We start from the raw sequence: 26428 nt of genomic DNA on the forward strand, positions 1-26428 counted from the left end.
AGAATAAGCCCGATAAAATTAAGGCAGTGCCGCAAATCACATTCACCCCAATCGATTCATTATTAATTTGAGCTCCTAACATCAATGCAAGCGCAGGTGTAAGTAATGTCATCATTGCCACAGAAGACGCACCAGCCTCTTTCAACAAGTAAAAGTAAGCGCAAAAGCCAAGCAATGAACCAAAAATAGCCAAGTAAATGATCGCGTGAACCGAACGACTATTAATATCAAACATCGGTAAATCACCATCCAGAAGTAGCCAAGCGATAAAGAACAGAGGCAAAGACACCAATAAACTTGCAACTGTCGTGGATAAGGGATGGCCTTTAAATCCAATCTTTTGGACCTTCACTCCGCTATAGCTGTAGAGAACCACTCCGCTAAGCAATAAGGCAATCCCCAACAATCCGTTTTGTGATAACGAAATCGTATCAACAGAAACAAGAATTAGACCAAACAAGGCCATTATAAATGCGATGATTTTGTGCTTCTGAAAGTTGTCTTCACCAAGCATAAAAAAGGCAAAAATAGCCGATATCATTGGCGATAAGGCAAACAATACCGATATCAAACCGGACGGAATATACTGAGCAGCGCTATACACACAAAGCATTGCTCCTGCGATACCTAACTGAGCATATGAATAGGTCGCGATAGAATGTTTTGTCCATACAATGCGTACACGTAAAATCGCCAATAGAAGTAGCCCTACGATCACAGCTAATGCCATTCGCAGTCCAAGGGCCGCAACAGGACTGATCGTTTGACTACTCCAATTAATCGCAAGTGGCGTTGTAGACCACACGGCAATAATCGTCAGGTAAGCAAAGGGCGCTTGCACGAGATTTCCCTCCTCTCATTCTCGTTAAAAAAACAACCAACACTAAAGGTCGAAAGCGACAACGGAATTCAGAGAGCTAGGGAGAAGAAAGCCACCGCTGAATGCCGTGGCCAAATGATTTCAATTAATCAGCTAACCACACAACGCGAACAGGCGCGCGCCATCGCGACGAGCACGAGAATACGCACGAGTCGTGATTGAGGCCAACGGTGTTTTGCTTTGCTAATTAATTTCATGGCGATAAGAATGGTATGAACAGAAGAGCTTGTCAACGACTTATGCGTAAGTAGCGACAGAATTAACCTGCAGAGGCATCTTGACGCGCTGACTTCGCACCTGAACTAATTGGGCAACAATAGAAATAGCAATTTCACTGGGTGTACGACTTCCTATCTGCACACCAACTGGCGCATGTAATCGCTGACGTAAATCGGATGACAAACCAAGTGCCTGCAGACGATTCTGACGCAGTAAAGCATTGCGCTGGGATCCCATTGCACCGACAAAATGAGCCTGCCCTTGTAGTCCCGCATAGACCGCCAGATCATCTACTCTAGGGTCATGTGCGAGCGCAACAATCGCGCAATTCTCATCCATGTAAGATGCATAAACCAAGTCATCGGGAAGCACATTAGACACGACACTTATATCCTGCGCACTCGTCTGTCGCGCAACATGCTCGTGTCTCGGATCACAGATCTGAACCTCGTATCCAATACTTTCTGCCAGTGGTAACAATGCAAGTGATACATCACTCAATCCGATAAGCAATAAGCGATCTGGACGATCATATCTGAGCTTTACTTTATCGGCTAAACGATTAACGACTGAGTATGATTTTTCATTACCAGAGCGGGTCTCAAAGCCTACCAACGAAGAATCAAAATGCACCGAACGCCAGACCTCACGGCCTTCGTCTATCGCTCTTACCAGTTCTTTAACGTGAGTAATACCACGCGTTTCATGCTTGGATTCAGAGCATGAAAACTCTTCGATCATAAGCTCTATTTCAGCACCGCAAGGTAAAGACACACCACTTAAATCCCTACCAAATCGTGTAAGAATTGGGGCATCATGCGCGTTTGAGAAAGTCGTTCCTGCATAAAGATCTCTCAGAAGTTCCTCTTCTACACAGCCTCCGGAGACAGAGCCGTAGACTTTATTGGCTGACGGATCAAAAACCAAAATACTTCCAGCAGGTCGAGGTGAAGCTCCCCATGTTTCTAGCACGGTGACTAGAAATGCTGGGCGCCCCGCCTCTAAACACTCTTTTAATTTGAGCAAAACCTGATAACGCTGAGTATTCATTTATATCAGCTTATTTTAAATGGAAGTCGAGTATGGCGTGTGCCCGTCGCCTTATAAATCGCTGACCCCATCGCCGCCGCAATTGGAGGAAGTCCAGGTTCGCCCACACCCGTTGGCGATTCAGCGCTGTCGACTATGTGCACATCTATTTCTGGGCACTCATTCATGCGAAGCATTTGGTAATCATGGAAATTGCTTTGCGCAGCTCCACCGTCAACAAATTCAATCTCGCCATGTAAAGCTGCTGTAATGCCAAAAACGATGCAACTTTCCATTTGCATTTTAACGATATCAGGATTAACTACTTGCCCACAATCAACAGCACATACGACCTTATGAACGCGTATCTGTCCTGACTCAACACTAAGCTCAACAAGCTCTGCAACATACGACCCGAATGATTTATGCGCAGCAATGCCCACATATCGGCCTTGAGGTCTCTCGGCAACCCAACCACCTTTTTCAGCAGCTAACTTTAAAACTGATGCCAAGCGTGGCTGATTTTTAAGCAGGTCCAAGCGAAATGCTAATTCATCTTTACCGACTTTTTCTGCACAGGCATCGACAAAGGTTTCTGTCACGAATCCATTATGCGAATGTCCAACAGCACGCCAGTAACCAACAGGGACGCCGATATCTGCCTTGCTATAGCTTATTTCTTGAGCTTTAAACTCATATTCCAAGTCGTCAGCCCCCTCGTAAGCAGATCGATCAGCAGGCGTCATCGGAGTGCCTTGCGTTGCTAAGCCCATTTTACCAAGCATAGGGAACATAAACTTTGGAGATGATGGGAACATGGCTGGTGCAGCATCCCAGATATACCAATCCATGACGCCTGGACCGACAACATGATGCTTCCAAGCCTCGACCTCGCCCGAATCCGAAACAGATGCTTGTAAACGGTGGAATGTCGCGGGGCGATAAAAGTCATTTTTCATATCATCTTCACGTGACCAAACTAACTTCACAGGACGTTTCGCCGCCATCGAAATCTCGGCAGCTTCACCAATAAAGTCTTGATTCAAACGACGACCAAATCCACCACCAATAAATTGATTATGAATGTGTACTTCATCCAAATCTAAGTGTGTCACCTTAGCCACCGAGACCTGGGCAATATCTGGCCCTTGGGTCGAAGCCCAAATATCTGCGCGATCCTCTTGTACATGCGCCAAACAGTTCATCGGTTCCATCGTGGCATGCGCTAAAAAGGGCATTTCGAATTCGAGTTCAATTGCATCATTAGACGAGTTATCGATTGCTTCTTGGGCGTCTCCAACCTCACGTACAACGTCGCCATCATCTTTAGAAGCCGCGTCACGATACAGCTCAAATGCTGCTTTTGTTGAAATCAATTCTTGTGGTAAGTCCCAGTCAAGCGACACTTTCTCTGAAAGTTTTCGGGCCTTCCAGGAACTCGTCGCGACAACCGCCACCCCGGTGTCTATCTGATATGCTCCAATGAAATCCTTATCTGCGTTGAGCTCCGAAGCATCAAAGCTTTTCAATCGACCACCAATCGCTGGAGATCGAAGGACTACGGCAAACACCATATCATCAACAGATGCATCAATTCCGAAATTCGCAGTACCTTGTACTTTCGCAGCCGCGTCTAAACGAGAAGAATGCTTACCGATGAATCGGAAGTCCTGCTTCGCTTTAAGCGCTGGTTCACTTGGTACACTTTGCTTAGCTGCAATCGCAATAACTTCTGAAATATTTAAGGTTTGCCCGGCATCATTCGTCAGAACACCATCAAACAGAACAACGGAACTGGCATCAACACCAAAGGTATCGGCAGCAGCTTTTTCAAGCATCTCTCGAACCGCAGCTGCCGCGACCCGTATTGGCTTCCATGCAGAGGATAGGCTGTTACTACCACCCGTGATTTGTAGGCCATAATCTGGGTTGCGATATTGTTGCGCAGCACCAGCAAATTTTACTTCGATGGTATCTGGAGATTGATTTAACTCTTCTGCTATCAGAGTGGTTAGACCTGTATACGTGCCTTGGCCCATTTCTACGCGGTCAAGCGTAAACACGACCTTGCCTTCTGGGGAAATGTCTAACCAAGCATTCGGCGACCACTTCCCTGCCTCGTCCATCTTAGAGGCAGTATTGGCGCAACCTGTCATGCTAAATGCAACCGCCAAGCCGCCTGTAGTACTGGCAGCACCTACTAATAAATTTCTTCGCGTAATAGCAGGGCCTTTCATGATTTGCTTATCCATTGTTCACCCCACCCTTCTTTGCTTCGTATGCAAGCTCTGTCGCTGCAGTTTTAATCGCCGCTTTGATTCGAGGGTAAGTTCCGCAACGACATACATTACCAGCCATAGCCACATCGATATCATCGTCAGATGGATTTGAATTACCCGCTAATAACGCACTAGCAGACATAATTTGTCCCGGCTGACAGTAACCACACTGAGGGACATTGTGCTTAACCCATGCGCTCTGAACAGGATGCAAACTTTCGCCGTCGGACAGACCTTCAATCGTTGTAATCTGTTGCGCTTCAACAGCAGACACTGGTGTAATACACGAACGAACTGCTTGGCCATTCAAATGCACAGTACAGGCCCCGCACAAGCCCATACCACAACCAAACTTAGTGCCCGTCATTTCAAGCGTGTCACGAATAAACCATAATAAAGGCGTATCTGCGTCTACGTTAACTTCGCGCTCCTCACCATTCAGAAAAAATTTCATATGAATCTCTTTTTTGTTTTCAGTGTGATAATGCCTTATCTAGCGCAAGCCAAACTTCTCTCTTGTACTTTGCTTAGACTTATCCCCTTTCTTTAACATCACGTATACAGCCCCCGTGCCTCCGTGGCGAGGTTGAGCAGAATGAAACGCCATAACTTCGTCGATCTGAGGCAACCATACAGACAAGTGGCTTTTTATCGCAGCGATCTTGTCTGCATTGCGTTCGCCCTTACCGTGGAGTATCAGAACTGTACGAAGTTCGTATTGAAAGCAGTCACGCAAAAACTGGAACACCTCACGACGCGCTTCTTCAACTGTCAGCCTATGTAGGTCGAGCCTCGCCTCAATGTCGTAGCGCCCCATTCTCAGATTTTTATATACGCCGTGCTGCACTCCATCTTTACGATACTCGAGTACATCTGCCGCTTTTAACTCTGGCACTACTGTCGACGCTAAGGGGTCAAGCGCTTGCTTTGCAGAAACCGCCAAGCTTCTACGTACAACTTTACCGGGCGTATCACTTTCAACTTTCTTTAAATGCGCGCGGTTTTGCTTGATGCGCTCAACACCAGACATTTCAGCAGCAAACAAATCCGTATCATCGTCATTCTGCATTATCTTCTCTCTTATACTGCTTCTAACTCGCCCTCTAATTCAGCACTTGCTAAATCGGCAGGACAACGAACACTAAACACATCCGACAATTGCTCCCAAGGAGGATTGACCGTGTTTTCTAACATAAATTCCGTGAACGCAACGACTTTTGAAGGTGGTTCGCGACGGCTCGGGTATACCATATAAAACGTTCTTTCTTGGAAAGGCGTATCTTGCAGCAATAATTTCAATTTACCGGCTCGCACATCATCAGCAATGAGTAGCTGTGGAACAGCACCGATGCCATAGTGCTCAAGAACAAGTCGCTGGATCAACTCAACATCGTTAGCAATCATACGAGATTGAATGTTCGGCGCTTCAATTTGGTTTTTACCCTGCAATACCCATTCAAATTCTGGGTGAGTAATACACGTATGCTCTTTCAGATCTTCAATTGATTTGGGGATGCCATTTTTAGCCAGATATTCAGGTGTTGCACATAATGATAAACGTGCAGTGCCAAGATTTCGTGCGACAAGGCTAGAATCTTCTAAGGGGCCAATTCGAAACGCAATATCAATTTCTTCATCGAGCATATCCAAAGGTTTGTTATCAGAGATAATCTCAAGATTGACCTTTGGATACATCTCAGAAAAGCGCTTCAGAATATCAATAAAGAACGGAACTCCGAAAGCTAAGGGAGTACTGATTCTTAGCAGACCTGTTGGCTCTGACTGCATGTTATTAACAATGCGGTCTGCTTCCTCAGCCTGCTCTAGCATTTTCATGCAGTTTTCGTAGTAGAGTTTTCCTGTCTCAGTTGGTTTTAAATTTCGCGTCGTTCGATTAATAAGTCTCACACCAACACGCTTTTCTAACTGGGAAACTTTTCGACTTACCGTCGATTTTGGCAACCTCAATTTATCCGCTGCTTTCGTGAAACTACCGCACCCCACGACAACAGCGAATATCGCCATTTCATTTAAATCTTGCATAAACCACCTTTGCCCACAGAAATGAAACAAACAAGCTACATTTTCTTTTTTATGCCACAAATGAAACAGTACATTCAATAGATTGTTCTTTTTTATGAGCATAATTTCGGAATAAACTAGCTCGCATCACAATAATCAGGGTAAATCCCAACCTTCACTAAGGACTTCATCATGACTACCGACAAGCTTGCCGCGGGTATTATTAAGTGGCGCTGGGCAATCATCGTCGCAACTTTTGTCATTGTTGGCATCATCGCTTCAGGTCTTACTAACATAAGCTTTAGCTCAAACTATCGCGTTTTTTTCTCTTCGGATAATGAACAGCTGGTAGCCTTCGAGACCATTCAAAATACCTACTCGAAGTCTGATAATGTGCTTTTGGTCGTCGAGCCTGAAGATGGGATCGTCTTCAGCAGAGAAACTCTTTCTGCAATTCAAGAACTGACGGAAAGCAGCTGGCAACTTCCATATTCAACGCGCGTTGATTCCATTACAAACTACCAGCATACCCAAGCCGAAGAAGACGACTTAATCGTTGCAGACTTGGTTGAATTCCCTGAAGACGTTGACCTTGATTATGTCAAAAACGTTGCACTAAACGAGCCATTGTTAGTGCGTCGATTAATCTCTCCAGAAGCGCATGTCACTGCAGTAAATGTGACGATTCAGCTTCCCGAGCTATCCGAATCAGAAACCCGAGAGGTCGTCAGCGCAGCAAGAAATATTGTGGCTGACTTTGAAGAAAAATATCCAAACTTGTCTGTCTATATCACCGGAACAACAATGCTTGGCAACGCCTTTGCTGAGGCCTCTGAAGCTGACATGAAATCACTAATGCCAATCATGTTGTGCGTCATTATCGTGACTTTATGGCTCCTTCTAAGATCATTCACGGGAACCGTCGCGACGATTCTTGTCATCATTCTCTCTGCGTTGACAGCGATGGGGCTATTCGGTCATCTAGGTTGGGTGCTTACCGGCCCAACAACAAGTGCGCCAGTCATCATCACCACGATGGCCGTTGCCGACAGCGTGCATATACTCGTCACATTTCTCTACAACTTACGTCAAGGCATGCCAAAGCATAGTGCGATGCAAGAAAGTATTCGTATCAACTTCCAACCAGTATTTATCACTAGTCTAACGACTGTTCTTGGCTTTATGACGATGAACTTCTCTGAAGTCCCTCCCTTTAGAGACCTAGGAAACACAGTAGCAATGGGCGTGATTGCGGCGCTCTTCTTCTCAGTATTCTTCCTACCTGCATTTATGTCAGTGATGCCAATTTCAACGAAGAAGCAAGCAGCACGTCAAAGCAAGGGTATGGACAAACTTGCCTCTTTCATCATCAACAATCGTAATGGCGTTTTGATCGGCTCTGGCATTGTCACAGTCGTTTTGTTCGCTTTAATTCCGCTAAATCAAATTAACGATGACTTTATCGCCTACTTCAAGGAATCGGTGGAGTTCCGTGCAGACACTGAATTCACATCTGACAATTTAACTGGCATCTACAATATTGCCTTTTCTCTGGAGCAAGGCGAAAGCAACGGTATTAGCCAACCAGAATTCTTGAGACAAGTTGAGTCGTTCTCGCAATGGCTCAAATCAAAGCCAGAAGTCACAAATGTCGAAACCATCACCGAGATATTCAAACGTTTAAACAAAAACATGCATGCCGATAATCAGGACTTCTTCATGCTGCCTGAGGACAAAGAATTAGCTGCACAGTACCTGTTGCTATATGAGATGTCGCTTCCTTATGGCTTAGACCTGAACAACCAGTTGAATATCGATAAGTCCTCTGCACGAATATTAATCTCGTTAGAAAACGTTGATACCAGAACTACATTGCGCCTCGAGCAGGAAATTAGCCAATGGCTCGAAGATAATACAGATATCGAATCTTTTTATGCAGCAAGCACCAATTTGATGTTTTCCCATATCGGAAAGCGCAATGTCGACAGTATGATCATGGGCGTATGCTATGCCTTAATCGTTATCATCATCGTGATGTGTATCGTTTTACGCTCCTTACGATTAGGCGCTGTAAGCATTATCCCTAACCTCGTACCAATCGGCGCAACCTTTGGTATATGGGGACTATTTCAAGGCGATGTAGGCATCTCTATTGGAAGTGGTGTTGGCATGATATTGGGTATCGTGATCGACAATACTGTGCACTTCCTTAGCAAATATCAACGCGCTCGCAGAGAGAAAAACTATACCGCTGAAGAAGCCGTTCGATATGCATTTACCATGGTAGGCACCGCCCTATGGGTAACAACATTCGTACTTGTTGCAGGGTTTATGGTACTTGCTTTATCAGACTTTAATATGAACGCATACATGGGAATCTTCACTGCGATCACGATTACACTCGCTTTGATTTTTGATTTCTTCGCATTACCTGCAATGCTTCTATGGCTTGATAAGGGCGATAAATCCCATACAACATCAATGCAAAACAAAGAAGCCGTCAATGACGCTGTCACAGTAAATCAGCAAGCATCATAAGAAAAAAGGCGCCAATTGGCGCCTTTTAATTTTTTTGGTTTTTATTCCTTCGCTATTCTGGTCTGACACATTCACCACGACTTCGGTCTTGTCGACAACGTATCTTCCACAATAATTTAAGCGCTGTTGGATGATTCACCTTATCGTCTTTCAAGGCCAAGCGAACACGTTTACTGAAGTGGTCAATATCATCTTTCGTAAATTGATCGACCCCAATCCAATATTTCGCCGGTATTTCTTTCTCGGCATCACTAACCAATTTATCGATCGCTTTCAAACGCGTAAAAATATATTTACGCATTTTAAATCCGAAATCGTCAGGAAACGCACTTTTGCGTGACACCGTCTGCAACATGCCGTAATACAATCGGTAATCGATAATGCCACCTCGTTTTCCTAAACCGTGATACAACTCGAAGGTGTTATACGCAAGCGCGGGCATAAGCAGTATGTCTATGTTGCCGTTATTAAACATGGGAGCGAAAGTAGAAAGGGTCGTTGCAACGGGCGTTGCTCCAGCAAGTTTGGCAAACTTCATAGCTTGTGGATCGTTATTCAAAACAGAGATACGACGCCCAGAAAAATCACCTATATTATTGATGGATCGATCATTCACAAAAGCGTACATCGAGCCGACAGGGAATGTTGCGACAACCTCATACTTTCCCTGAGTCATTAACCTTCCAGCTTTGGGTCTGGCTAAGGTTTTTAATACAGTTTCCAAACCTCGCTGCGAGCTAATCGCACCGATGGCATCCATCGTTCCGCCAAACTTTACAAACTGACGCGATAGAATAGCGCTTAGCAAGACGGCGTCACACTTTCCCGCTTTGAAATCATTTGCTGCGATTTTTTCATCTGTATAAGCGATGAACCGTATACTTAAGCCCCAGGATTGCGCTTTAGGAATAAGATCTGAATAAAACGCCATGACAGGCCCACTGCGGCCGACAGGATCCCATACACAAAACACTTTACGCTCAAGTGCATGTGCAGATGATGCAAATACTGAAAGTAACAACGTTATTACGAAACAACGTATCACTGTATCGCGCGAATATAAGCTTGTCCGTGCTTTCATAGAAAATGTAACCGCTATCATTATTGGTTCCACTGCCGAGTTATTTTAATAAACAGTGGTCAACAAATGCATATAAAGCCTGCTAACATTGCTGCGAAGCTTCAAGGGGGCACTACATTAATAGTGCACTCCTCAAGCATCAAATCATTCTGCGCAAACTTTGAACAAGATCATGCAAATTCAAAAAAAAACACCTCTAATCGTGATCCTTGGGCCTACCGCAAATGGAAAAACTCGTTTAGGGATTGAGCTCGCCAAACAATTTAATGGCGAAATTATCTCCGCAGATTCAAGACAAGTCTTTCGTCGTATGGACATCGGAACGGGGAAGGATCTTCAAGAATACGGTGATCTTCCTTACCATCTCATTGATATTGCCGAGCCGGGCCAGGAATATAATCTCTTTCGGTATGCGCAAGACTTCTCTTCCGCTTTTGAAAAAGTCATATCTCGTAATAAATTGCCTTTTCTTGTTGGTGGAACGGGAATGTATTTGGATGCGACACTCCAGCGTTATGCATTAACCTCAGCCCCGATTGATAAAAAGCTGCGTTCAGAATTAGAAGAAAAATCGCACGAACAGCTTATACACCAGCTTCACGAATTATCCCCTAGTCTTCACAACGAGACCGACTCAATTGATAAAGACAGAACCATTCGCGCAATAGAAATCGCTTTAGCAGAGAAATCTGGTAGCCCATGCGTACATTGGCCCGATTTTGAGCCTTGCGTTATAGGCCTGCAGTTTCCAAGAGAAGTGACTCGTGAACGAATCAGTGCGCGCCTATCGGCGCGCCTAGAAGAAGGTATGATCGAAGAAGTAGAAAACCTTATTCAAGATGGTGTCTCACACGAAGCACTTGAGCATTACGGCTTAGAGTATCGGTTTATCTCTCAACATCTACTTGGAGAAATGAACTTGAACGACATGCATCAAAAGCTACGCAGCGCTATTCATCAGTTTGCGAAACAACAGGAAAAGTGGTTTCGCAATATCGAGAAGAAAGGCGTAAAAATCCATTGGCTGGACACACAAAACTCTCTCTTTGATCAAGGCTCAAAGATAGTTAGTTCATTTCTGAAAAACATTTAGAAATACGGCCGTGCTCTATCGCTCGCAAATAGAACTAAGTATCCTGCTCGCTCGCTAATAAAATCAAAGTACGAGTATGATGTATGCCTGCATTAAATAGCCCATTTAGTCCAAACAATAAGCCTGAAATAAAAAATCGTTTGTTCAAGTCTGCCATGAGCGAACAGCTTGGCGACAAGCAACATAATCCTGATAAACGTCTATCTAAGTTATATGAAGCATGGTCATTAGGAGGCACAGGTTTACTTGTCACGGGCAACGTCATGATAGACAGAACCGCTTTAGGTGAGCCTAAGAACGTTGTATTAGATGAACAAAGTGACCTCGCAGCTTTTAGAGCCTGGGCTACAGCCGCAAAAAAGAACGGTACTCAAGTATGGATGCAGTTAAATCATCCAGGTAAACAAATACCTAAATTCCTAAGCAAAGAGCCTGTTGCGCCATCAGCGATTCCTCTAGGAGGCGCACTGCAAGCATCTTTCAATTGCCCCCGCGCTTTGCACGATAATGAGATCAACCACATTATTGATGCGTTTGCGACCAGCGCGCGACTCGCTAAAGAAGCAGGATTTGATGGCATACAGATCCATGGCGCACATGGCTATTTGGTTAGTCAGTTCCTCTCCCCCCACCACAATCAACGGAAGGACAAATGGGGCGGATCATTAAAAAATCGCATGCGCTTTGTTGAAAGCGTTTACTCCGCAATAAGAAAAGCAGTCGGCGATGATTTCCCAGTAGGTATTAAACTCAACTCAGCCGATTATTCAAAAGGCGGGTTCAGTCATGAAGAAGCCATGCAGGTTATTTCTCGACTTGGTGAACTGAACATTGATCTAATTGAAATCTCTGGTGGCACCTACGAAAGTCCTAAAATGATGGGCCACAAAATCGCAGAAAGTACGCAAAAAAGAGAAGCATATTTTCTAGAGTTCGCAGAATCAATCCGCGACAAAGTAAACGTACCACTTGTCGTAACCGGAGGATTCCGTTCAGCAGAAGCAATGCAACATGCTCTCGATCAAAACGCTTGTGACATGATCGGGCTAGCGCGTCCACTTGCGATCGACCCTAAAGTCGGACAAAAACTATTAGATGACGCCTCATATAGAATCGACTGGAAAGAACCTACAACGGGCGTAAAAAGTGTGGATCAAATGGCCATGCTTTCGATCACATGGTACGAATTCCAACTCGCGAGAATGGGTGATGGAAAACTTCCTAAACCGAGTTTGAATGCATGGTCTACCGTAGGCCAAACACTATTTTCGGTGGGTAGACACGCATTTAAGAAAAGACGCGCTTAAGTCAGTCTGCGCCGTTAATCAAAGCTCTTTTTTTAGCGGCGCTTAATTTTTTAATTACATATTCTCGTTTCGATGCCTCGCTTCGATTCAGGCACTGTTCACGGTATACGACAGCCTTCGCAACTTTGCCTCTAAAGAACTTAGCACCCTGCTTTCCACCATTAGATACAGCGCAATGTTCTGAGAAACGGCGATCAATATCTGTTGAGATTCCGGTATAAAGGACACCGCACTCAGTCTCAACCATATAAACATACCAGCGCTGTTCCACGACATTCATCCACATCTAATCAACAAAACATATAAAACACTAGGCAGATTTTACATATAATCCGTCGTACTCAGCCATCGCATATTGCATTACTTATGTTTCGAAACGATAAACTCATCAGACCTAAAAATCTTTCAATCACCATAACATTAGTTTTGTCATTGTTGATGTGGTTTGCATCCAATACATTTCCAATCATCGGTTTAGGTCTAGCTATACTCGCATTAGGCCTACTAGCTTATCAGTGTTTGTTTTACTTACATGTTTGGCCAACATTTAAACAACCAGAAAACCCTCTTCTTTTTTCAATTTATTGGTCTTTGATAGCAGGCCTGATCATCCCATTTTTAATCACTGAATTGATCGAAAATGGAGTCGGTGGGATTCTAAATATTTTTAGTGAATAATGAATCTCTGAACACCTCGGCCACCGTATAGAAATAAAATTATAATCATCGCTCATGATGCTTGTTAGTGCGCGCGAGCATTCTTATAATTCGACTCTTTACAGTTAGAGATAGCCTTATGTCAAACCAAGCCAATACTCAGCAAGATTGCCCAGAAACGATTAAGTTCAATCGTCTGTTTTGGCATAGCCGCCGAGGGATGCTCGAGCTAGATGTGTTGTTGGTTCCCTTTTTGAAGGAAGTCTACAAAGATCTATCTGAAGAAGATAAAGCAAAATACGAAGACCTCTTAACATGCGAAGACACTGAGCTCTTCCAGTGGTTCATGCAAAAGAGCGTACCGGACAATGCAGACCATGCTTACATGGTAAAAATGATATTGGATCGTGTTCAACCAAGTTAATATCACCATTAAACAGTCCTACGCAATGCTGGGTATATTAACCTTACCTAGCATCGTGGCACTAGCTATGTTGATAATCGCAGAAGCCTCATTATTTAGTGCAGGTGCTGCATGCATCGCCATAGGGACTAATGCTTATTTAACTTACTCGGTTTTCAAATCTCACGCACACAACAATGCTCTCATGATTGAGGGGAAAAAACTCGTTTATCGTCGCGATGGACACTACTTACCAATCTCGATTCATAGCTCAGTTTGGCTCACGCACGCCTTTGCGATTCTGGTACTAGCCACTAATAGCGGTGCGAAATACATCATTTGCTTGAGCCCTCTAACGAGCAGTAAAAAAGATCACCATCGCAGACTATACGTTCACGATCGGCATAACAAAGAACTTTCACAAACAACTTCAACGATAGCGACAAAATGATACAGACAGGTGTACAACTCCCCTATTCATTAATCAAAGTAAGCGGCCCAGATGCTGAGAAATTTTTGCAGGGCCAATTTAGTTGCGACGTAACTGAACTAGCACCGCTTCAATGCACCTATGGCACAGCTAACAGCGCCAAAGGGCGCATGTATTGGTTGTTCGTCATCGCCAGAATCGAAGACGGTTTTTTGATAAAAGTACATGAAAGCGTTCGCCAACAAGGCGTCGATACTTTGAGTAAATACAAAGTCTTTTTTAAATGCGAGATCGAAACGCTTGAACATGCAAAAGTGTTTGGCGTTTTCGACGAGTCGAATTTAAAAGATGAACACGTGCTGCAAAACACGAATTTCGGTCTTACTCGCCAAGTCGACGCACAACGACAAGAACTATGGCAACTGAATGAGGCAGACGCGCCAATTACCTTAGACCCTAATTTACTCAACGAGTGGTATAAGCAGGACTGCCTATCTGGAATCCCAGAACTATATCCTGAAACCATCGAGACATTTATTCTTCAAAATCTGAATCTTCAAGACTTAGGTGCGGTGAGTTTCAAAAAAGGATGCTACACTGGGCAAGAAATTATCGCGCGTATGAAATTTCTTGGGAAAGCGAAGAAGCGTATGTATCGCTTTCAATCTGGGCAATCTGCAAGCCTACTTCCCGGAGAAAATATTTTTGATGAAGCTGGTAAAAAACTAGGAGAGATTGTTCGCGTTCATACGAATGAAAACGATACCTTAGGCCTAGCTGTTTGCGATATCGAGCGAGTAAAAGACAGTAACGTCGCTTATCTAAATTCGAATCAATCTGTAAAAGCTGAGTTATTCGAATTACATTACAATCCTAACTAAAAACAGTAATTTACACGCTTTATTGTAATTCTGCTCTACACTTACGTATATCTAAAAGTTATTAGTTTTTGAGGTAAGTGTAAGCATGTCTGAACTCGCAAGTAAGATCGTCGAAGCCATTACCAAAGCTATCGATGATGATCGCCTAATTCTACCGTCACTACCCGAGGTTGCGCTTAACGTGCGTGAAGTGACAGAACAAGAAGACTCTGGTATCGGCGATCTGATTGACGTTGTTGAAAAAGACGCAGCACTCTCTGCTCGAATCATTAAGGTGAGCAACAGCCCACTATTTCGCGGCAATAACGAAATCTCTAACCTGAACATGGCTGTTAGTCGACTAGGAATGTCGTACACAAGTAGCTTGGCAATGGGTTTGGCTATGCAGCAGATGTTCCAAGCCACCTCAGATATGATCGATAAACGTATGCGCGAGATCTGGGAAAAAAGTACCGAAGTTGCAGGCATGTGTACCGTACTCGCTCGCCAGCACAAACATCTTCAACCTGGCCAAGCAACTCTAGCTGGATTGATTCATTCGATTGGCGCTCTGCCTGTTTTAAAGTTTGTCGAAGACAACGATATTCAGATCAATAGCGTTATTTTAGATAACCTATTAGATGAGCTTCAGCCCCTCGTCGGTGACAAAATCCTTACTAAATGGTCGTTCCCGGCAGAGCTTGCGATCGTTCCGAAAGAGTGCACAAACTTCACGCGTACCGTTGCGCAAGTTGATTATGCAGATCTTGTTATGGTGTCTTTACTTCAAAGCTATAACGGCACAGATCATCACTACACTGAGATGGACTATCACCAAGTATCGGCCTTTGAGCGCGTTGGGATTAATCCTGACCCTGAACATGAAGATGAAGATTTAAATGCAGAAATGGAAGCAGCAATGGCTCTTCTAAGTATGTAGCTTTCGCTTTCACAGCAACCGGAGTCTGCCCTTCTAATTTATAGAAAGAACGGCAGATTCCAATCAATTTGATAAACCCCATTTTCCTCTAAATACCGATTAGCCTTTGAAAAAGGCTGACTCCCAAAAAAACCTCGATGCGCAGATAATGGTGAAGGATGCACTGACGTTAATACGCAGTGTTTCGACGTATCAATGAACTGCCCTTTTTTCTGAGCGTAGCTACCCCATAATATAAACACGAGGTTCTCTCGTTCATCATTTAGTTTGCGGATAATCGCATCTGTAAACTGCTCCCACCCCTTTCCTTGATGCGCATTTGCGTTCGCCTGCTCTACCGTCAAAACAGCATTCAATAATAAAACACCCTGCTCTGCCCATTCTTGTAGATAACCATGCATCGGAATCGGACATCCAATGTCGGTTTCAAGCTCTTTATAAATGTTCATCAGAGAAGGTGGAATTTTTACACCAGGCTGAACAGAAAAGCTCAGACCATGTGCCTGATTTGGCCCATGATAAGGGTCTTGCCCTAAAATGATAACGCGAACATCTTCAAAATCAGTTGCATTTAAGGCACTAAAAAGAAGATCTGATGCGGGATAAATAGTTTTTCCAGCGGCGAGCTCTGAATCAAGAAAAGAATCTAGCTCACGCATATAGGGGAGCGTAAATTGCTCCCCTATTATCGTCTTCCAAGACGCTGATAAATCTTCTTCCTTGATCATCATTGCAATGAGTTACGCACCTTGCGGCTTCATGTGCGGGAATAATATAACATCACGAATACTTGGCGAATCAGTAAACAGCATCACTAAGCGGTCAATACCAATACCCTCACCAGCGGTTGGCGGCAAACCATACTCAAGTGCCGTAATGTAATCAGCATCAAAGTGCATCGCTTCATCATCACCCGCATCTTTCTCTTCAACTTGCTTTAAGAAACGTTGCTTTTGATCTTCCGCGTCGTTTAACTCTGAGAAGCCATTCGCTAATTCACGGCCACCAACGAAGAATTCGAATCGATCAGTGACGAATGGGTTATCGTCATTACGGCGTGCCAAAGGCGAAACTTCCCAAGGGTACGCGGTGATAAATGTTGGCTGATCAAGTTTCTCTTCAGCAGTCTCTTCAAAGATCTCGCACAAGTATTTTCCTGCGCCCCACGTCGCTTGCTGAGGTGAATCAGGCACACCAACTTGCTTCGCATAAGCCTTCATTTGATCAATATTCGACTCAGGGTTATTGATCACCGCAGCGTCAAAATCAGGGTTGTACTTCAACACAGCCTCAGCCATGGTCATGCGTGTAAACGGCTGATTGAAATCATATAAAGTCTCTTCAACCACATTGCCATCTGCATCTTTCTTCGTGCTCTTGATATCGGTAGTACCTAATACCTGTAAAGCAACAGTGCGCAGCATATCTTCGGTAATATCCATCAAATCGTGGTAATCAGCATACGCCTGATAGAATTCGATCATTGTGAACTCAGGATTATGTCGCGTTGACAGCCCCTCATTACGGAAATTACGGTTAATTTCAAACACACGATCAAAACCGCCAACAACTAAACGCTTCAAATATAGCTCTGGCGCGATACGCAAAAACATGTCGATATCTAAAGCATTGTGGTGCGTTTCAAATGGCTTAGCCGTCGCACCACCTGGAATCACCTGAAGCATTGGTGTTTCAACTTCCATGAAGTCTTTTTCAGCTAAGTAATTGCGAATAGCACTCACGATCTTCGAACGAATCATGAAGGTGTTGCGCGTATCTTCGTTAGCAATCAAATCAACATAACGCTGACGATACTTTGTTTCTTGATCCGCTAAGCCATGATATTTATCAGGCAGAGGACGCAAAGATTTCGTCAAAATACGGAAGTTAGCGACATCAGTAACTTCAACATATAAGTCACCCTTACCTGATTTACTCAGCGTGCCGGTTGCTCCAACAATATCGCCAAGATCTAGGTTGGCCCAATCTTTCGATTCTTTCTGGATAGGCTTGCCCACATAACTCTGGATTGAGCCAGATACGTCTTGAATGCCTACAAACGGGCCACCACGACGCATAACGCGCCCGGCAACAGCAACAGGGATAGCTAACTCAACAAGCTCTTCTTTACTCTTATCACCATACTGCGCTTGCAAATCACCCGCTAAGTTCTCACGACGGTGGTCATTGGGGTGACCGTTCGATTTACTACCTTCACGCAACTGCTCAAGTTTCGCTTTTCGCTCTGCGATCAACTTGTTTTCATCTTCAATAGATAGGCTTTGCTCTGACTTTACATCGTTCGACATGTTTGGTTCCGAATAAAATTACAATCCTAGCTTGAGGCTAGCTTCAATAAACTGATCTAAATCGCCATCTAACACTGCATTGCAGTTGCTAGTTTCGACATTGCTACGTAAATCTTTAATACGAGAAGAATCTAGTACATAAGAACGGATTTGGCTTCCCCAGCCGATATCCGATTTGCTCTCTTCTAAGGCTTGTGCTGCTTCACTACGCTTCATCATCTCAAGTTCATAGAGTTTGGCACGCAACTGTTGCATGGCCTTGTCTTTGTTCTGATGCTGTGAACGCTGATTTTGACACTGAACAACAATACCCGAAGGTTCGTGCGTGATACGAATCGCTGAATCCGTCGTGTTGACGTGCTGACCACCCGCACCACTTGATCGATATGTATCGATACGCAAATCTGCTGGGTTAATTTCAATGTCGACATTGTCATCAATCTCTGGGGAGACGAACACAGAAGCAAATGAAGTATGGCGACGATTTCCCGAATCAAAAGGTGATTTACGAACTAGGCGATGCACACCTGTTTCTGTTCTGAGCCAGCCGAAAGCATATTCACCTGTGAATTGAATGGTCGCACTTTTAATACCTGCGACCTCTCCATCAGACACTTCAACTAACTCAGTTTTAAACCCTTTTTGCTCACCCCAACGCAAATACATGCGCATAATCATCGATGCCCAATCTTGTGCTTCAGTACCGCCCGAACCAGATTGAATATCTAAGTACGCGTTATTGGGATCCATTTCGCCAGAGAACATACGACGGAACTCAAGAGTAGCTAGCTTTTCTTCTAAGCTTTCGATTTCACTTTGAACGTCGTTCACAGCGTCCTCGTCTTGCTCTTCAACCGCCATATCTAATAGGTCTTGGCAGTCATTCAATCCGCTTTCTAAATCTTCGATGGTAGTGACAACAGCTTCGAGACTTGAACGCTCTTTACCAAGCGCTTGCGCATTTTCGGGATTGTCCCAGACAGCAGGATCTTCTAGCTCGCGCGTAACTTCAACTAAGCGCTCATTTTTGGTATCGAAGTCAAAGATACCCCCTAAGCGTTACAACACGCTCGAGCATTTCTTTAATCTTCTGAACAATAGGATTTACTTCAAGCATTCACAGTCCTTGAGGGCAATCGTAAAAAGGCGCGTATTCTACACTTTTGCTACGATTACCGCCAATACATAGCGGCCTGTGATTGTGAATTTAATACTGCTCTAACCAGACTTTCATATCGCCAGCCAAAGACTGCCAATTCTGCTCGAATAGAATTTCGTGCAAGGCGTTTTCAACGGTATGAAATTGCTTGCCCGAGCATTGAAGACCTTCGTGCAACTGTTTACCGACCCATGGAGCCACCAACTCATCTTTCTCGCCATGCCAGATAGCAACAGGCACTCGAATACTAGCCGCTTCTTTTTTAAGGCGTTCGATCTGCTGTAGATAATCACTAAACCATCGCGCCGATACGAGACCGTGATTTAACGGGTCATTCATATAAGCTCGTACAACGTCTGGATTTCCACAGACAATATTAGGGTCAACCTTATTTTTAAGCGCCAAGCTTGGGTACCAAGCACTCATAATCTTACCGATGAGCTTTTTAAGAACAGGAACTTTGTAGGATACATCTGCTGCTGGACCACTCAGGGCAGCGGCATTAAAGCGGTTTGGATATTCAAGTAAGTGAAGCGCAGCAATCATACCCCCCATTGAGTGTCCGAGAATGTATTGATATTCGTGCGAAATGGTTTGACGCAAGGTTTCGAGATCTCGCGTGTAATCTGTCCATGCATCAACATGACCGCGCTTGCCTTCAGACTTACCATGCCCCCGATGATCTAGAGCATGCACTTCAAATCCTTGCTGAGTAAACCATGTCGCTAATTCATGATAACGCGCTGCGTGCTCACTCCAACCGTGAGAGATAACTAAAGCAGCGTGAGCAGGCTGTTCAGGCATCCATCGATAAACATTTAGCTGAAGGCCGTCTTGAGCGGCAATTTGATCTTCAAGGTAAACCATGGTCATCTACTCTCAGTGATAAATCCCTTATCGTTTCTTATTATTGTTTCCTTAATCGCCGCGTTTAAATCGTAGCTGTGCTTCAAGCAATACGCAAAGCGGCGTAAATCCTACTCTCAGGCATTCCATTTGCCAATACCGTTTAATAAGCTTGGCCACTTAAGACAGAATGCCGTCCACAATAGAAATTTATACATGAACCATGTAAAGAGTAAGTGAAAGGCTAATACCAATAAACGCTAAATATCCAAATGCAGCGCGCCCTTCATAAAGAGTGTCGCCTTCCCTCGAATCAAAACTCGGCTTTCGCGCAATCCACATTCAAGCTCCCCTTGCCGCTCCGATAGCTGTTTAGCCTGAAGCGTTTTTTTGTTCAAACGCTCTGACCAATAAGGCGTTAGCACACAATGAATTGATCCTGTGACTGGATCTTCATCTATTCCCATTGCTGGCGCAAAATATCTAGAAACAAAATCAACACTAGATATATCGCTACGTGCAGTTACGATGACGCCAACCTCTGCCGCGTCTTTCAATGCTCGAATATCGGGATCTATCGATTGTACCGCTGTCTCACTTTCCAACACGACAAGATAATTAGGGTCACCTTCTGTTCGATACGCTTCAATAACATTACCCCCCAAAGCCCTGTGCACTGACTCAGGCAAATCTATGGAGTCATAGGAAATCAAAGGAAAATCTAACTCGAGATCCGATGCTCGTTTATTAACGACTAGCCAACCACTCGCTGAATTAAAGCGGATACTATTTAGTTCAGGCTTTAGGAACTTAAAGACAACGAAGGCGCTTGCGAGCGTGGCGTGCCCGCACAGGGGGACTTCTGCAGTCGGAGTAAACCATCGCAAGTGATACCCACCATCAATGGGGTAAAAAAATGCTGTTTCAGCAAGATTGTTCTCGGCGGCAATAGACTGCATGAGCACTTCTTCGATAGGCGCATCTAAAGGAATGACTGCAGCAGGATTTCCTTTAAAAATCGTATCAGTAAATGCATCTACTTGATAAATATCGATGTTCATCAAAATACCTCTCCTTGCTTGGCCGAATAAAACATTATCCTAGCAATGAATAGGCGTAGAGTATCAATACACCTTTAAGGCAGTATAAGCAGTACAGATTTAGGGATGTTTTTCAGGTTTTGTGCGGCAATCCACGACACCGCTTCCTACGCTCAGTACACTTCACCTGATCAAAATAAAAAGTGCCATCAATATGATTTTTAAGAAAGCAGTCCTTACTCTCATTTTCATAAGTATCTCGCTCACCAGTACTGCCCTTACGGCTAATCAAACGGTAGGCGGAAAAGCCACAAACTTAATCCCTATTCTCGCCTGTGTTTGGGATCCTATCGGCAAAGCGGGCCCTGTCGGCCAGATCATGGCCGAAGCTAAGATTCATGCCGCGAACTGGGGCGTTGACCTCAGTTATGTGGTCTATGAGGACGAGCGCATTGCGATTGAAGAATTCAAATTAGGGCGCTGTGACGCAGTAAATATGCTGGGCTTTCGTGCTCGGGAGTTTAACTCCTTAACAGGAAGTCTCGGTGCGATTGGAGCAATCCCAAGTTACGAAGCTATGGGCATTGTCCTTAAATCTCTTTCTTCAAAGAAAGCTTCCAAACTTATGCGTAATGGTGAGTATGAGATTTTTGCGATCGGTCCAGCTGGCGCAATTTTCATGTTTACACGCGACAGAACAATTCTCCTTCCTGGTGACTTCGCTGGTAAAAGAATGGCAGTACTAGATGACATACCTGAGTCTGCTTATTTATCAAAGAAACACGGCATCACGCCAGTTAGCTCAACCATTTTCAATTCGATCTTAAAGTTCAATAACGGAAGTGTCGACCTTACCGCTGCTCCCGCAATCGTATACGAGCCATTTGAAATGCATAAAGGCTTGGAACCAAATGGCGGTATATACGAAGAGCCATTTTTGTTCATCACCATGCAAGTCGTTGCGCGATGGGAAAAGTTTCCTGAAGGATTTGCGCAAAAAGCACGTGATCAAGCCATGCGAGAATACAACCGTTTCGTCAAATGGCTAGTCGACCCTGAGGCCACAATTCCGGAAGAGTATTGGATTGAGATACCCAAACATCTATATGACTATTGGGTAGAAGACTTTCGTCAGAGCCGCATTGAGTTAGGTGAAATGGGAATATATGACTCAAGAACACTCAAACTAATGCGAAAAGTGCGCTGCAAACTTGAGCCCGAAAATGCAGAGTGCTCTGCAGCACGAAAAGAATAAACTTCAGCTAAAGAAGCTGCTAGTCAGATTTAAAGTTTTAGCAGCATCCACTCATCACAAGCATTATGGCCACTAGCTCCTAGTGGCCCTTCAAGCTTCTTAAACCCTTGTATCTCGTATAGAGCGATCGCCTGTTTCATAGTTGATAGTGACTCGAGATAGCAATACTCATAACCAAGCTCTCGAGCAGACTGCAATAAAGTTTCAATTAACGATCGACCAAATCCTTTGCCTCTCTGCCCTGCATCCAAATACATTTTCTGAAGTTCACAACAACGATCATATTGATTGTTCAAGAAGGGTCCGATTCCTCCTGCGCCAACAACTCGCCCTTCAAGATCTATCACCTTATAGACTCGATCAGGCGTTTCATACGCGTGAGACATTGCATCAAGCTCAGGATCTTGCCATGCAAAACCGGGTCGATTAGCGCCGAACTCCGTCAACACATCGCGAATAAGTTGCGATACAATAGAATTATCAGATGCTTCAATATTTCTAATTAACATCCAGTCCTCACGCGTCGGGATATATTGAATGATGAAATCTCCAGTCGAAACACTACCAAAAACTGTATTTTCAGCAGAACAAACTCGAGAGCTAGACCGCATAGCCATCCAAGAATATGGCATACCTGGCTTTGAGTTAATGCGTCGCGCCGCAAACTTTTCGTTAGAACAATTATTGGCAACTTGGCCAAATACAAAAATGGTCATTGCCCTGTGCGGAAAAGGAAATAATGCCGGCGACGCCTACCTCGTTGCAATGCTCGCTAAATTAAAAGGCCTCGAAGCACAATGTATACACTTCGTTGCCCCAAACACCCTAAGCGGCGATGCAAAGTCAGCCTACGAACAATGCCATGAAACAGAGGTTCATATTGCTGCATACAATTGCGACACCTTTCGTATATTGCTCGACAAACAAACCTCTGATTGCATCATCGTAGATGGATTATTTGGAACAGGATTAAACAGAGATCTTGACGCAAACTATGCTGACGCCATCGAGCTTTCCAATACCGTTCGAAGAGAGAAAAGCAATATCCATACTATCTCGCTAGACATTCCATCAGGTTTAAGTGCAAATACCGGACGCATTTTTAATGCGTGCATTGAAGCTGATCTTACAACGACCTTCATTGCAAACAAGATAGGATTAATGACGGGCGTCGGTCGTCATTATTCTGGTCAGATCGCATTTCATGATCTCAATCTTATAGAAGGCATTTTTAGTGAAGTTCCCAGCAGTTTGCATCTACCGAAGATTACTGAATTACTTGAGGTACTCCCCGCTCGAGAACAACATACGCACAAGGGTAAACAAGGAAGGGCCTTGCTTGTCGGAGGTAACAAAGGATTTGGCGGCGCAATATTAATCGCATCTCAAGCGTGCGCTAGAGTGGGCGCCGGCTTAACATCTGTCATTACGCATGAAGACTATCTAAACAGTGTTATCCTTCACCAACCAGAAGTAATGGCTCATACATATAACCCGATCGAAAGTAACACGCTTTTTGAGATGGCTGATGTCATTGCAATCGGCCCCGGCTTGGGTAAAGACGAATGGGCCGAGAGACTTCTGAAACGGACTCTCAACGAAAACTGTTTTAAAGTGTTAGATGCTGATGCTCTCAACATCCTCGCAGAAAACCCAATTTTAATTGAAAGTCTCGATACGAATACGCTTATAACCCCTCACCCTGGTGAAGCTGCGCGATTACTTGACTGCAGCACAACAGATATCGAGGAAGACCGAATAAAAGCGATTAAGGCTCTAAGAGCAAAACTGAATTGTCACGTAACCTTGAAAGGTTCAGGAACTCTGATCACTCATCCTAATACCGATTTAATTACGGTATGCCGCTACGGCAACCCCGGCATGGCAGCAGGCGGAATGGGCGATGCGTTAACAGGAATCGCTGCAGCATTAATCGCTCAGACTTACCAAAACCAAAGCAGCATCAATGACGTTATAGAATTAGCGGTATGCCTTCACAGCCATGCAGCAGATGAAGAGGCCGCCGCACACGGAGAACGAGGTTTGCTTGCTAGTGATCTTGCAGATCGAGCAAGACATATTCTGAATCGAAAATAAATTTACGCTCGTTTCTAAAACCGACTAAAAAGTTTAGAAATGATTTACACATTGCTTCTATCCAGCATTATCGAAAACCTAAATTACCCATAAAAATCAATATATTAAAAATATAGGCGTCTAGTTTGCTTACTTTTTAACACAAATCAATATTGATTCATCTCAATCTTAAGGATTAACACATGAAACTATTAAAGGGACTTTTAGCTGTTAGTTTGCTGTCACTGGCTGCTCATGCAAATGCCGGCGCAATTTATGCAACGGATATTGATTGGCAAAACAATGGCACGATCGGTGGCACTAATGACCGAGCCAACCCTGCAAATGCACTAGGTTCACCTGATGGTCAGTTTACTGCGATTGGTCTTGGTGGCTTTGCAGTATTTGAGTTTGGCGAAACCTTTACTGGCCCATCATCTATTTGGGAAGTTACCTTTGGCTGCGGTAACGACTGCGGTCATTACCCTGAAAAAGCGCAAGTATGGGTAGGCAACAATTACAATTTCGGTAGCCATGACTTTAGTGATCTTAGTGATTTCACGCATCTTGGCGACATCACAAATACCGAAGCGAATGGCGGAGGTTCCGTACTATTTGATGGCACGTGGACGTACCTTGCTTTAGTAGACATCAGCGCAACTATTAGCTCAAAAAGCACAGATGGTTTTGATGTCGATGCAATCTCAGTTCAGAAAGTTCCTGAACCACAAACCTTCGTACTACTTGGCCTAGGTTTAATCGCATTACGAGCAGCACGTAAAGCTAAGTAATACTGCAGTAGACATAAAAAAGCCCAGTTTCAACTGGGCTTTTTTGTTTACGCAGATTCTTCTGACAATTTCTTACGCACATCCATTAGTACTTTTCCGAACGTGTTTTCAGCACGTCGATCTCGGCCACATCCCCAGTAATAATCATACTGACTTGCTTCCATAATTTTCGCAGATCCAGTATCGAGTATAGCAGAAGCAATCTCGGGATATGATTTGAACTTGGTATACACAGCTCTCGTCATCATCACACGCTTAACCTTTGACCAGTCTTTTCTGATCTTTCTAAATCGCGTACGTCCCAACTTTCTCGCTTGTTTAGGCGAGCTAGCTAGGCGAATTTTTTCAGCATATTCAGGGTTTGTTTCGCTAAATTTCATCGCTTGATAATAGTGCTCAACCGTTGGCCAAGATTTACCTTCTAAGTCAAAAGAATGAGGAGAAAACACTCCAAATTGTTCTTTGTCATCAGCGCGATGAATAAAAATAGTGTCTTCGTCTAAATCAGGAAACAGCACGGAATACTCACATTTATTGTTTAAGTGAACGACGCTCTTAAAGCGCTATGCGTACTTTGCAAGTACATCACGCACTTTAGGCAAATAACTTTGTCCGAACAAGACCAAGTGATTCAATAATGGATATAAATTATAAAGGTCCAAGCGACCTTCCCAGCCTTGCTCCATCGGACGAACACTTTGATACGCATCGTAAAAACGTTGATCAAAGGCGCCAAACAAGCGCGTCATCGCAATATCAGTTTCAGCCCATCCGTAATACACCGCTGGATCGATAAATACAGGCAACCCAAGCTGATTCGAATGAACGTTCCCTGACCAAAGATCTCCGTGTAATAGCGAAGCTAATTGATAAGGCACAATATTATCTAGCCGTAAGCATAATGCCTCAATCGCTTGAAGATCTCCTACGGCCAGAAAATTCAAATCAAATGCTTTCTCTGCAAGCACCATTAATCGCTGCTCAGCAAAAAAATTGAATGGGTCTTTCGTGAGTTTGTTCGACTGAACAGTTCGACCACAATAGTTATCGTTGACGAAACCATATTCATCACGAGTCAATGAATGGATCGCAGCCAACTGAACACCAAGCTGCTCCCAAAAGTCCTTTGCCAATTGATTTGGTCGAATGTATTCCAAAACCAAGTAGCTCTGTCCATAAGCGTATACATCTGGCGTACAAACATTAGAGACACT

General features: G+C 44.1%; 27 protein-coding genes. 11 read left to right on the forward strand and 16 right to left on the reverse strand.

The features are described 5' to 3' along the window. From A3739_RS19360 to A3739_RS19385, 6 genes are all read right to left on the reverse strand, one after another. The coding region (locus tag A3739_RS19360; RefSeq protein WP_068502469.1) for a DMT family transporter at window positions 1-841 on the reverse strand (841 nt) is incomplete at its 3' end. A gap of 276 nt (window positions 842-1117) precedes the next feature. Then, window positions 1118-2149, reverse strand: coding sequence for an XdhC family protein (locus A3739_RS19365; RefSeq protein ID WP_068502471.1), 1032 nt, complete (start codon window positions 2147-2149; stop codon window positions 1118-1120). Window positions 2150-2154: 5 nt separating this feature from the next. Continuing rightward, a complete protein-coding gene (locus tag A3739_RS19370; protein WP_082878511.1) occupies window positions 2155-4380 on the reverse strand; it encodes a molybdopterin cofactor-binding domain-containing protein in 2226 nt (741 codons plus the stop codon). Further along, window positions 4373-4861: a (2Fe-2S)-binding protein gene (locus A3739_RS19375; RefSeq protein WP_068502472.1), complete on the reverse strand. Its 489-nt coding sequence runs from the start codon at window positions 4859-4861 to the stop codon at window positions 4373-4375. The genes A3739_RS19370 and A3739_RS19375 overlap by 8 nt, the downstream gene beginning before the upstream one ends. Window positions 4862-4900: 39 nt before the next feature. Continuing rightward, window positions 4901-5476: a DNA endonuclease SmrA gene (gene smrA, locus A3739_RS19380; RefSeq protein WP_068502473.1), complete on the reverse strand. Its 576-nt coding sequence runs from the start codon at window positions 5474-5476 to the stop codon at window positions 4901-4903. Window positions 5477-5487: 11 nt separating this feature from the next. Beyond that, complete coding sequence (locus tag A3739_RS19385) at window positions 5488-6450, reverse strand: LysR family transcriptional regulator (RefSeq protein ID WP_068480870.1); 963 nt, start codon at window positions 6448-6450, stop codon at window positions 5488-5490. A 171-nt stretch (window positions 6451-6621) separates the two neighbouring features. On the opposite strand from A3739_RS19385, the gene A3739_RS19390 reads away from it, so the two are divergent. Then, window positions 6622-8967 carry an RND family transporter gene (locus tag A3739_RS19390; RefSeq protein WP_068502474.1) on the forward strand — a complete coding sequence of 782 codons (2346 nt, stop codon included), beginning with the start codon at window positions 6622-6624 and terminating at the stop codon, window positions 8965-8967. 52 nt (window positions 8968-9019) lie between these two features. On the opposite strand, the gene A3739_RS19395 is transcribed toward A3739_RS19390, so the two are convergent. Further along, entirely contained in the window at window positions 9020-10069 is a 1050-nt protein-coding gene (locus A3739_RS19395) for a putative solute-binding protein (protein WP_156493263.1), read from the reverse strand. A 151-nt stretch (window positions 10070-10220) separates the two neighbouring features. On the opposite strand from A3739_RS19395, the gene miaA reads away from it, so the two are divergent. Both miaA and A3739_RS19405 read left to right on the forward strand, forming a co-directional pair. Beyond that, window positions 10221-11141, forward strand: coding sequence for a tRNA (adenosine(37)-N6)-dimethylallyltransferase MiaA (gene miaA, locus A3739_RS19400; RefSeq protein ID WP_068502475.1), 921 nt, complete (start codon window positions 10221-10223; stop codon window positions 11139-11141). 83 nt (window positions 11142-11224) lie between these two features. Further along, complete coding sequence (locus tag A3739_RS19405) at window positions 11225-12448, forward strand: NADH:flavin oxidoreductase/NADH oxidase family protein (RefSeq protein ID WP_068502478.1); 1224 nt, start codon at window positions 11225-11227, stop codon at window positions 12446-12448. Window position 12449: 1 nt separating this feature from the next. Here the strand turns inward: A3739_RS19405 and A3739_RS19410 are convergent, their stop codons facing one another. Continuing rightward, a complete protein-coding gene (locus A3739_RS19410) occupies window positions 12450-12719 on the reverse strand; it encodes a GIY-YIG nuclease family protein (RefSeq protein WP_231876733.1) in 270 nt (89 codons plus the stop codon). Between the two features lie 95 nt (window positions 12720-12814). On the opposite strand from A3739_RS19410, the gene A3739_RS19415 reads away from it, so the two are divergent. The 5 genes from A3739_RS19415 to A3739_RS19435 all read left to right on the forward strand — a co-directional run bounded on the left by A3739_RS19415 (window position 12815) and on the right by A3739_RS19435 (window position 15738). Further along, a complete protein-coding gene (locus A3739_RS19415) occupies window positions 12815-13126 on the forward strand; it encodes a hypothetical protein (protein WP_068502483.1) in 312 nt (103 codons plus the stop codon). Window positions 13127-13244: 118 nt separating this feature from the next. Then, window positions 13245-13529, forward strand: a complete 285-nt coding sequence (locus A3739_RS19420; RefSeq protein WP_068500121.1) for a succinate dehydrogenase assembly factor 2 — start codon at window positions 13245-13247, stop codon at window positions 13527-13529. Beyond that, a complete protein-coding gene (locus A3739_RS19425; RefSeq protein ID WP_068763543.1) occupies window positions 13513-13959 on the forward strand; it encodes a hypothetical protein in 447 nt (148 codons plus the stop codon). Before A3739_RS19420 ends, A3739_RS19425 begins: the two co-directional genes overlap by 17 nt. Continuing rightward, on the forward strand, window positions 13956-14819 hold the full coding sequence (locus A3739_RS19430; protein WP_068499913.1) for a folate-binding protein YgfZ: 864 nt from the start codon (window positions 13956-13958) through the stop codon (window positions 14817-14819). The genes A3739_RS19425 and A3739_RS19430 overlap by 4 nt, the downstream gene beginning before the upstream one ends. Window positions 14820-14904: 85 nt before the next feature. Then, window positions 14905-15738: an HDOD domain-containing protein gene (locus A3739_RS19435; protein WP_068480897.1), complete on the forward strand. Its 834-nt coding sequence runs from the start codon at window positions 14905-14907 to the stop codon at window positions 15736-15738. Window positions 15739-15776: 38 nt separating this feature from the next. Here A3739_RS19435 and ung read toward each other — a convergent pair whose 3' ends face one another. From ung to A3739_RS19460, 5 genes are all read right to left on the reverse strand, one after another. Next, window positions 15777-16469, reverse strand: a complete 693-nt coding sequence (gene ung / locus A3739_RS19440; protein ID WP_068502488.1) for a uracil-DNA glycosylase — start codon at window positions 16467-16469, stop codon at window positions 15777-15779. Window positions 16470-16478: 9 nt separating this feature from the next. Then, entirely contained in the window at window positions 16479-18047 is a 1569-nt protein-coding gene (gene lysS / locus A3739_RS19445) for a lysine--tRNA ligase (RefSeq protein WP_068502493.1), read from the reverse strand. An 18-nt stretch (window positions 18048-18065) separates the two neighbouring features. Continuing rightward, window positions 18066-19164 (reverse strand): peptide chain release factor 2 gene (gene prfB, locus A3739_RS19450; RefSeq protein ID WP_156493262.1). Its coding sequence is split into 2 segments (ribosomal slippage): window positions 18066-19088 and window positions 19090-19164, totalling 1098 coding nucleotides; the frame shifts between segments, so codons are not numbered across the junction. A 90-nt stretch (window positions 19165-19254) separates the two neighbouring features. Then, window positions 19255-20079, reverse strand: coding sequence for an alpha/beta hydrolase (locus A3739_RS19455; RefSeq protein ID WP_082868956.1), 825 nt, complete (start codon window positions 20077-20079; stop codon window positions 19255-19257). A 233-nt stretch (window positions 20080-20312) separates the two neighbouring features. Further along, window positions 20313-21113 (reverse strand): PhzF family phenazine biosynthesis protein, encoded by an 801-nt coding sequence (locus tag A3739_RS19460; RefSeq protein WP_068502496.1) that lies wholly within the window; start codon window positions 21111-21113, stop codon window positions 20313-20315. A 193-nt stretch (window positions 21114-21306) separates the two neighbouring features. On the opposite strand from A3739_RS19460, the gene A3739_RS19465 reads away from it, so the two are divergent. Further along, window positions 21307-22347, forward strand: a complete 1041-nt coding sequence (locus A3739_RS19465; RefSeq protein WP_068502499.1) for a putative solute-binding protein — start codon at window positions 21307-21309, stop codon at window positions 22345-22347. 29 nt (window positions 22348-22376) lie between these two features. Here the strand turns inward: A3739_RS19465 and A3739_RS19470 are convergent, their stop codons facing one another. Further along, window positions 22377-22856, reverse strand: coding sequence for a GNAT family N-acetyltransferase (locus A3739_RS19470; protein WP_068480916.1), 480 nt, complete (start codon window positions 22854-22856; stop codon window positions 22377-22379). Between the two features lie 28 nt (window positions 22857-22884). Here A3739_RS19470 and A3739_RS19475 point away from each other — a divergent pair, with 28 nt between their 5' ends. Both A3739_RS19475 and A3739_RS19480 read left to right on the forward strand, forming a co-directional pair. Beyond that, window positions 22885-24444 carry a bifunctional ADP-dependent NAD(P)H-hydrate dehydratase/NAD(P)H-hydrate epimerase gene (locus A3739_RS19475; protein WP_068502500.1) on the forward strand — a complete coding sequence of 520 codons (1560 nt, stop codon included), beginning with the start codon at window positions 22885-22887 and terminating at the stop codon, window positions 24442-24444. A 182-nt stretch (window positions 24445-24626) separates the two neighbouring features. Then, window positions 24627-25214 carry a PEP-CTERM sorting domain-containing protein gene (locus A3739_RS19480; RefSeq protein ID WP_068502503.1) on the forward strand — a complete coding sequence of 196 codons (588 nt, stop codon included), beginning with the start codon at window positions 24627-24629 and terminating at the stop codon, window positions 25212-25214. A gap of 47 nt (window positions 25215-25261) precedes the next feature. Here A3739_RS19480 and A3739_RS19485 read toward each other — a convergent pair whose 3' ends face one another. Beyond that, window positions 25262-25732: an NADAR family protein gene (locus tag A3739_RS19485; RefSeq protein WP_068480925.1), complete on the reverse strand. Its 471-nt coding sequence runs from the start codon at window positions 25730-25732 to the stop codon at window positions 25262-25264. Window positions 25733-25777: 45 nt separating this feature from the next. Continuing rightward, a partial coding sequence (locus A3739_RS19490) for a fructosamine kinase family protein (RefSeq protein ID WP_156502703.1) occupies window positions 25778-26428 on the reverse strand: 651 nt, incomplete at its 5' end.

The sequence above is a fragment of the Oleiphilus sp. HI0067 genome, from assembly GCF_001635735.1.

What these genes read in the sequence shown, in the direction of transcription:
- A3739_RS19365 (WP_068502471.1), bottom strand. Translation starts at nt 2,149, where the DNA reads ATGAATACTCAGCGTTATCAGGTTTTGCTCAAATTAAAAGAGTGTTTA.
- A3739_RS19370 (WP_082878511.1), bottom strand. Translation starts at nt 4,380, where the DNA reads ATGGATAAGCAAATCATGAAAGGCCCTGCTATTACGCGAAGAAATTTA.
- A3739_RS19375 (WP_068502472.1), bottom strand. Translation starts at nt 4,861, where the DNA reads ATGAAATTTTTTCTGAATGGTGAGGAGCGCGAAGTTAACGTAGACGCA.
- smrA (WP_068502473.1), bottom strand. Translation starts at nt 5,476, where the DNA reads ATGCAGAATGACGATGATACGGATTTGTTTGCTGCTGAAATGTCTGGT.
- A3739_RS19385 (WP_068480870.1), bottom strand. Translation starts at nt 6,450, where the DNA reads ATGCAAGATTTAAATGAAATGGCGATATTCGCTGTTGTCGTGGGGTGC.
- A3739_RS19390 (WP_068502474.1), top strand. Translation starts at nt 6,622, where the DNA reads ATGACTACCGACAAGCTTGCCGCGGGTATTATTAAGTGGCGCTGGGCA.
- A3739_RS19395 (WP_156493263.1), bottom strand. Translation starts at nt 10,069, where the DNA reads ATGATAGCGGTTACATTTTCTATGAAAGCACGGACAAGCTTATATTCG.
- miaA (WP_068502475.1), top strand. Translation starts at nt 10,221, where the DNA reads ATGCAAATTCAAAAAAAAACACCTCTAATCGTGATCCTTGGGCCTACC.
- A3739_RS19405 (WP_068502478.1), top strand. Translation starts at nt 11,225, where the DNA reads ATGCCTGCATTAAATAGCCCATTTAGTCCAAACAATAAGCCTGAAATA.
- A3739_RS19415 (WP_068502483.1), top strand. Translation starts at nt 12,815, where the DNA reads ATGTTTCGAAACGATAAACTCATCAGACCTAAAAATCTTTCAATCACC.
- A3739_RS19420 (WP_068500121.1), top strand. Translation starts at nt 13,245, where the DNA reads ATGTCAAACCAAGCCAATACTCAGCAAGATTGCCCAGAAACGATTAAG.
- A3739_RS19430 (WP_068499913.1), top strand. Translation starts at nt 13,956, where the DNA reads ATGATACAGACAGGTGTACAACTCCCCTATTCATTAATCAAAGTAAGC.
- A3739_RS19435 (WP_068480897.1), top strand. Translation starts at nt 14,905, where the DNA reads ATGTCTGAACTCGCAAGTAAGATCGTCGAAGCCATTACCAAAGCTATC.
- ung (WP_068502488.1), bottom strand. Translation starts at nt 16,469, where the DNA reads ATGATGATCAAGGAAGAAGATTTATCAGCGTCTTGGAAGACGATAATA.
- lysS (WP_068502493.1), bottom strand. Translation starts at nt 18,047, where the DNA reads ATGTCGAACGATGTAAAGTCAGAGCAAAGCCTATCTATTGAAGATGAA.
- A3739_RS19455 (WP_082868956.1), bottom strand. Translation starts at nt 20,079, where the DNA reads ATGACCATGGTTTACCTTGAAGATCAAATTGCCGCTCAAGACGGCCTT.
- A3739_RS19460 (WP_068502496.1), bottom strand. Translation starts at nt 21,113, where the DNA reads ATGAACATCGATATTTATCAAGTAGATGCATTTACTGATACGATTTTT.
- A3739_RS19465 (WP_068502499.1), top strand. Translation starts at nt 21,307, where the DNA reads ATGATTTTTAAGAAAGCAGTCCTTACTCTCATTTTCATAAGTATCTCG.
- A3739_RS19470 (WP_068480916.1), bottom strand. Translation starts at nt 22,856, where the DNA reads ATGTTAATTAGAAATATTGAAGCATCTGATAATTCTATTGTATCGCAA.
- A3739_RS19475 (WP_068502500.1), top strand. Translation starts at nt 22,885, where the DNA reads ATGATGAAATCTCCAGTCGAAACACTACCAAAAACTGTATTTTCAGCA.
- A3739_RS19480 (WP_068502503.1), top strand. Translation starts at nt 24,627, where the DNA reads ATGAAACTATTAAAGGGACTTTTAGCTGTTAGTTTGCTGTCACTGGCT.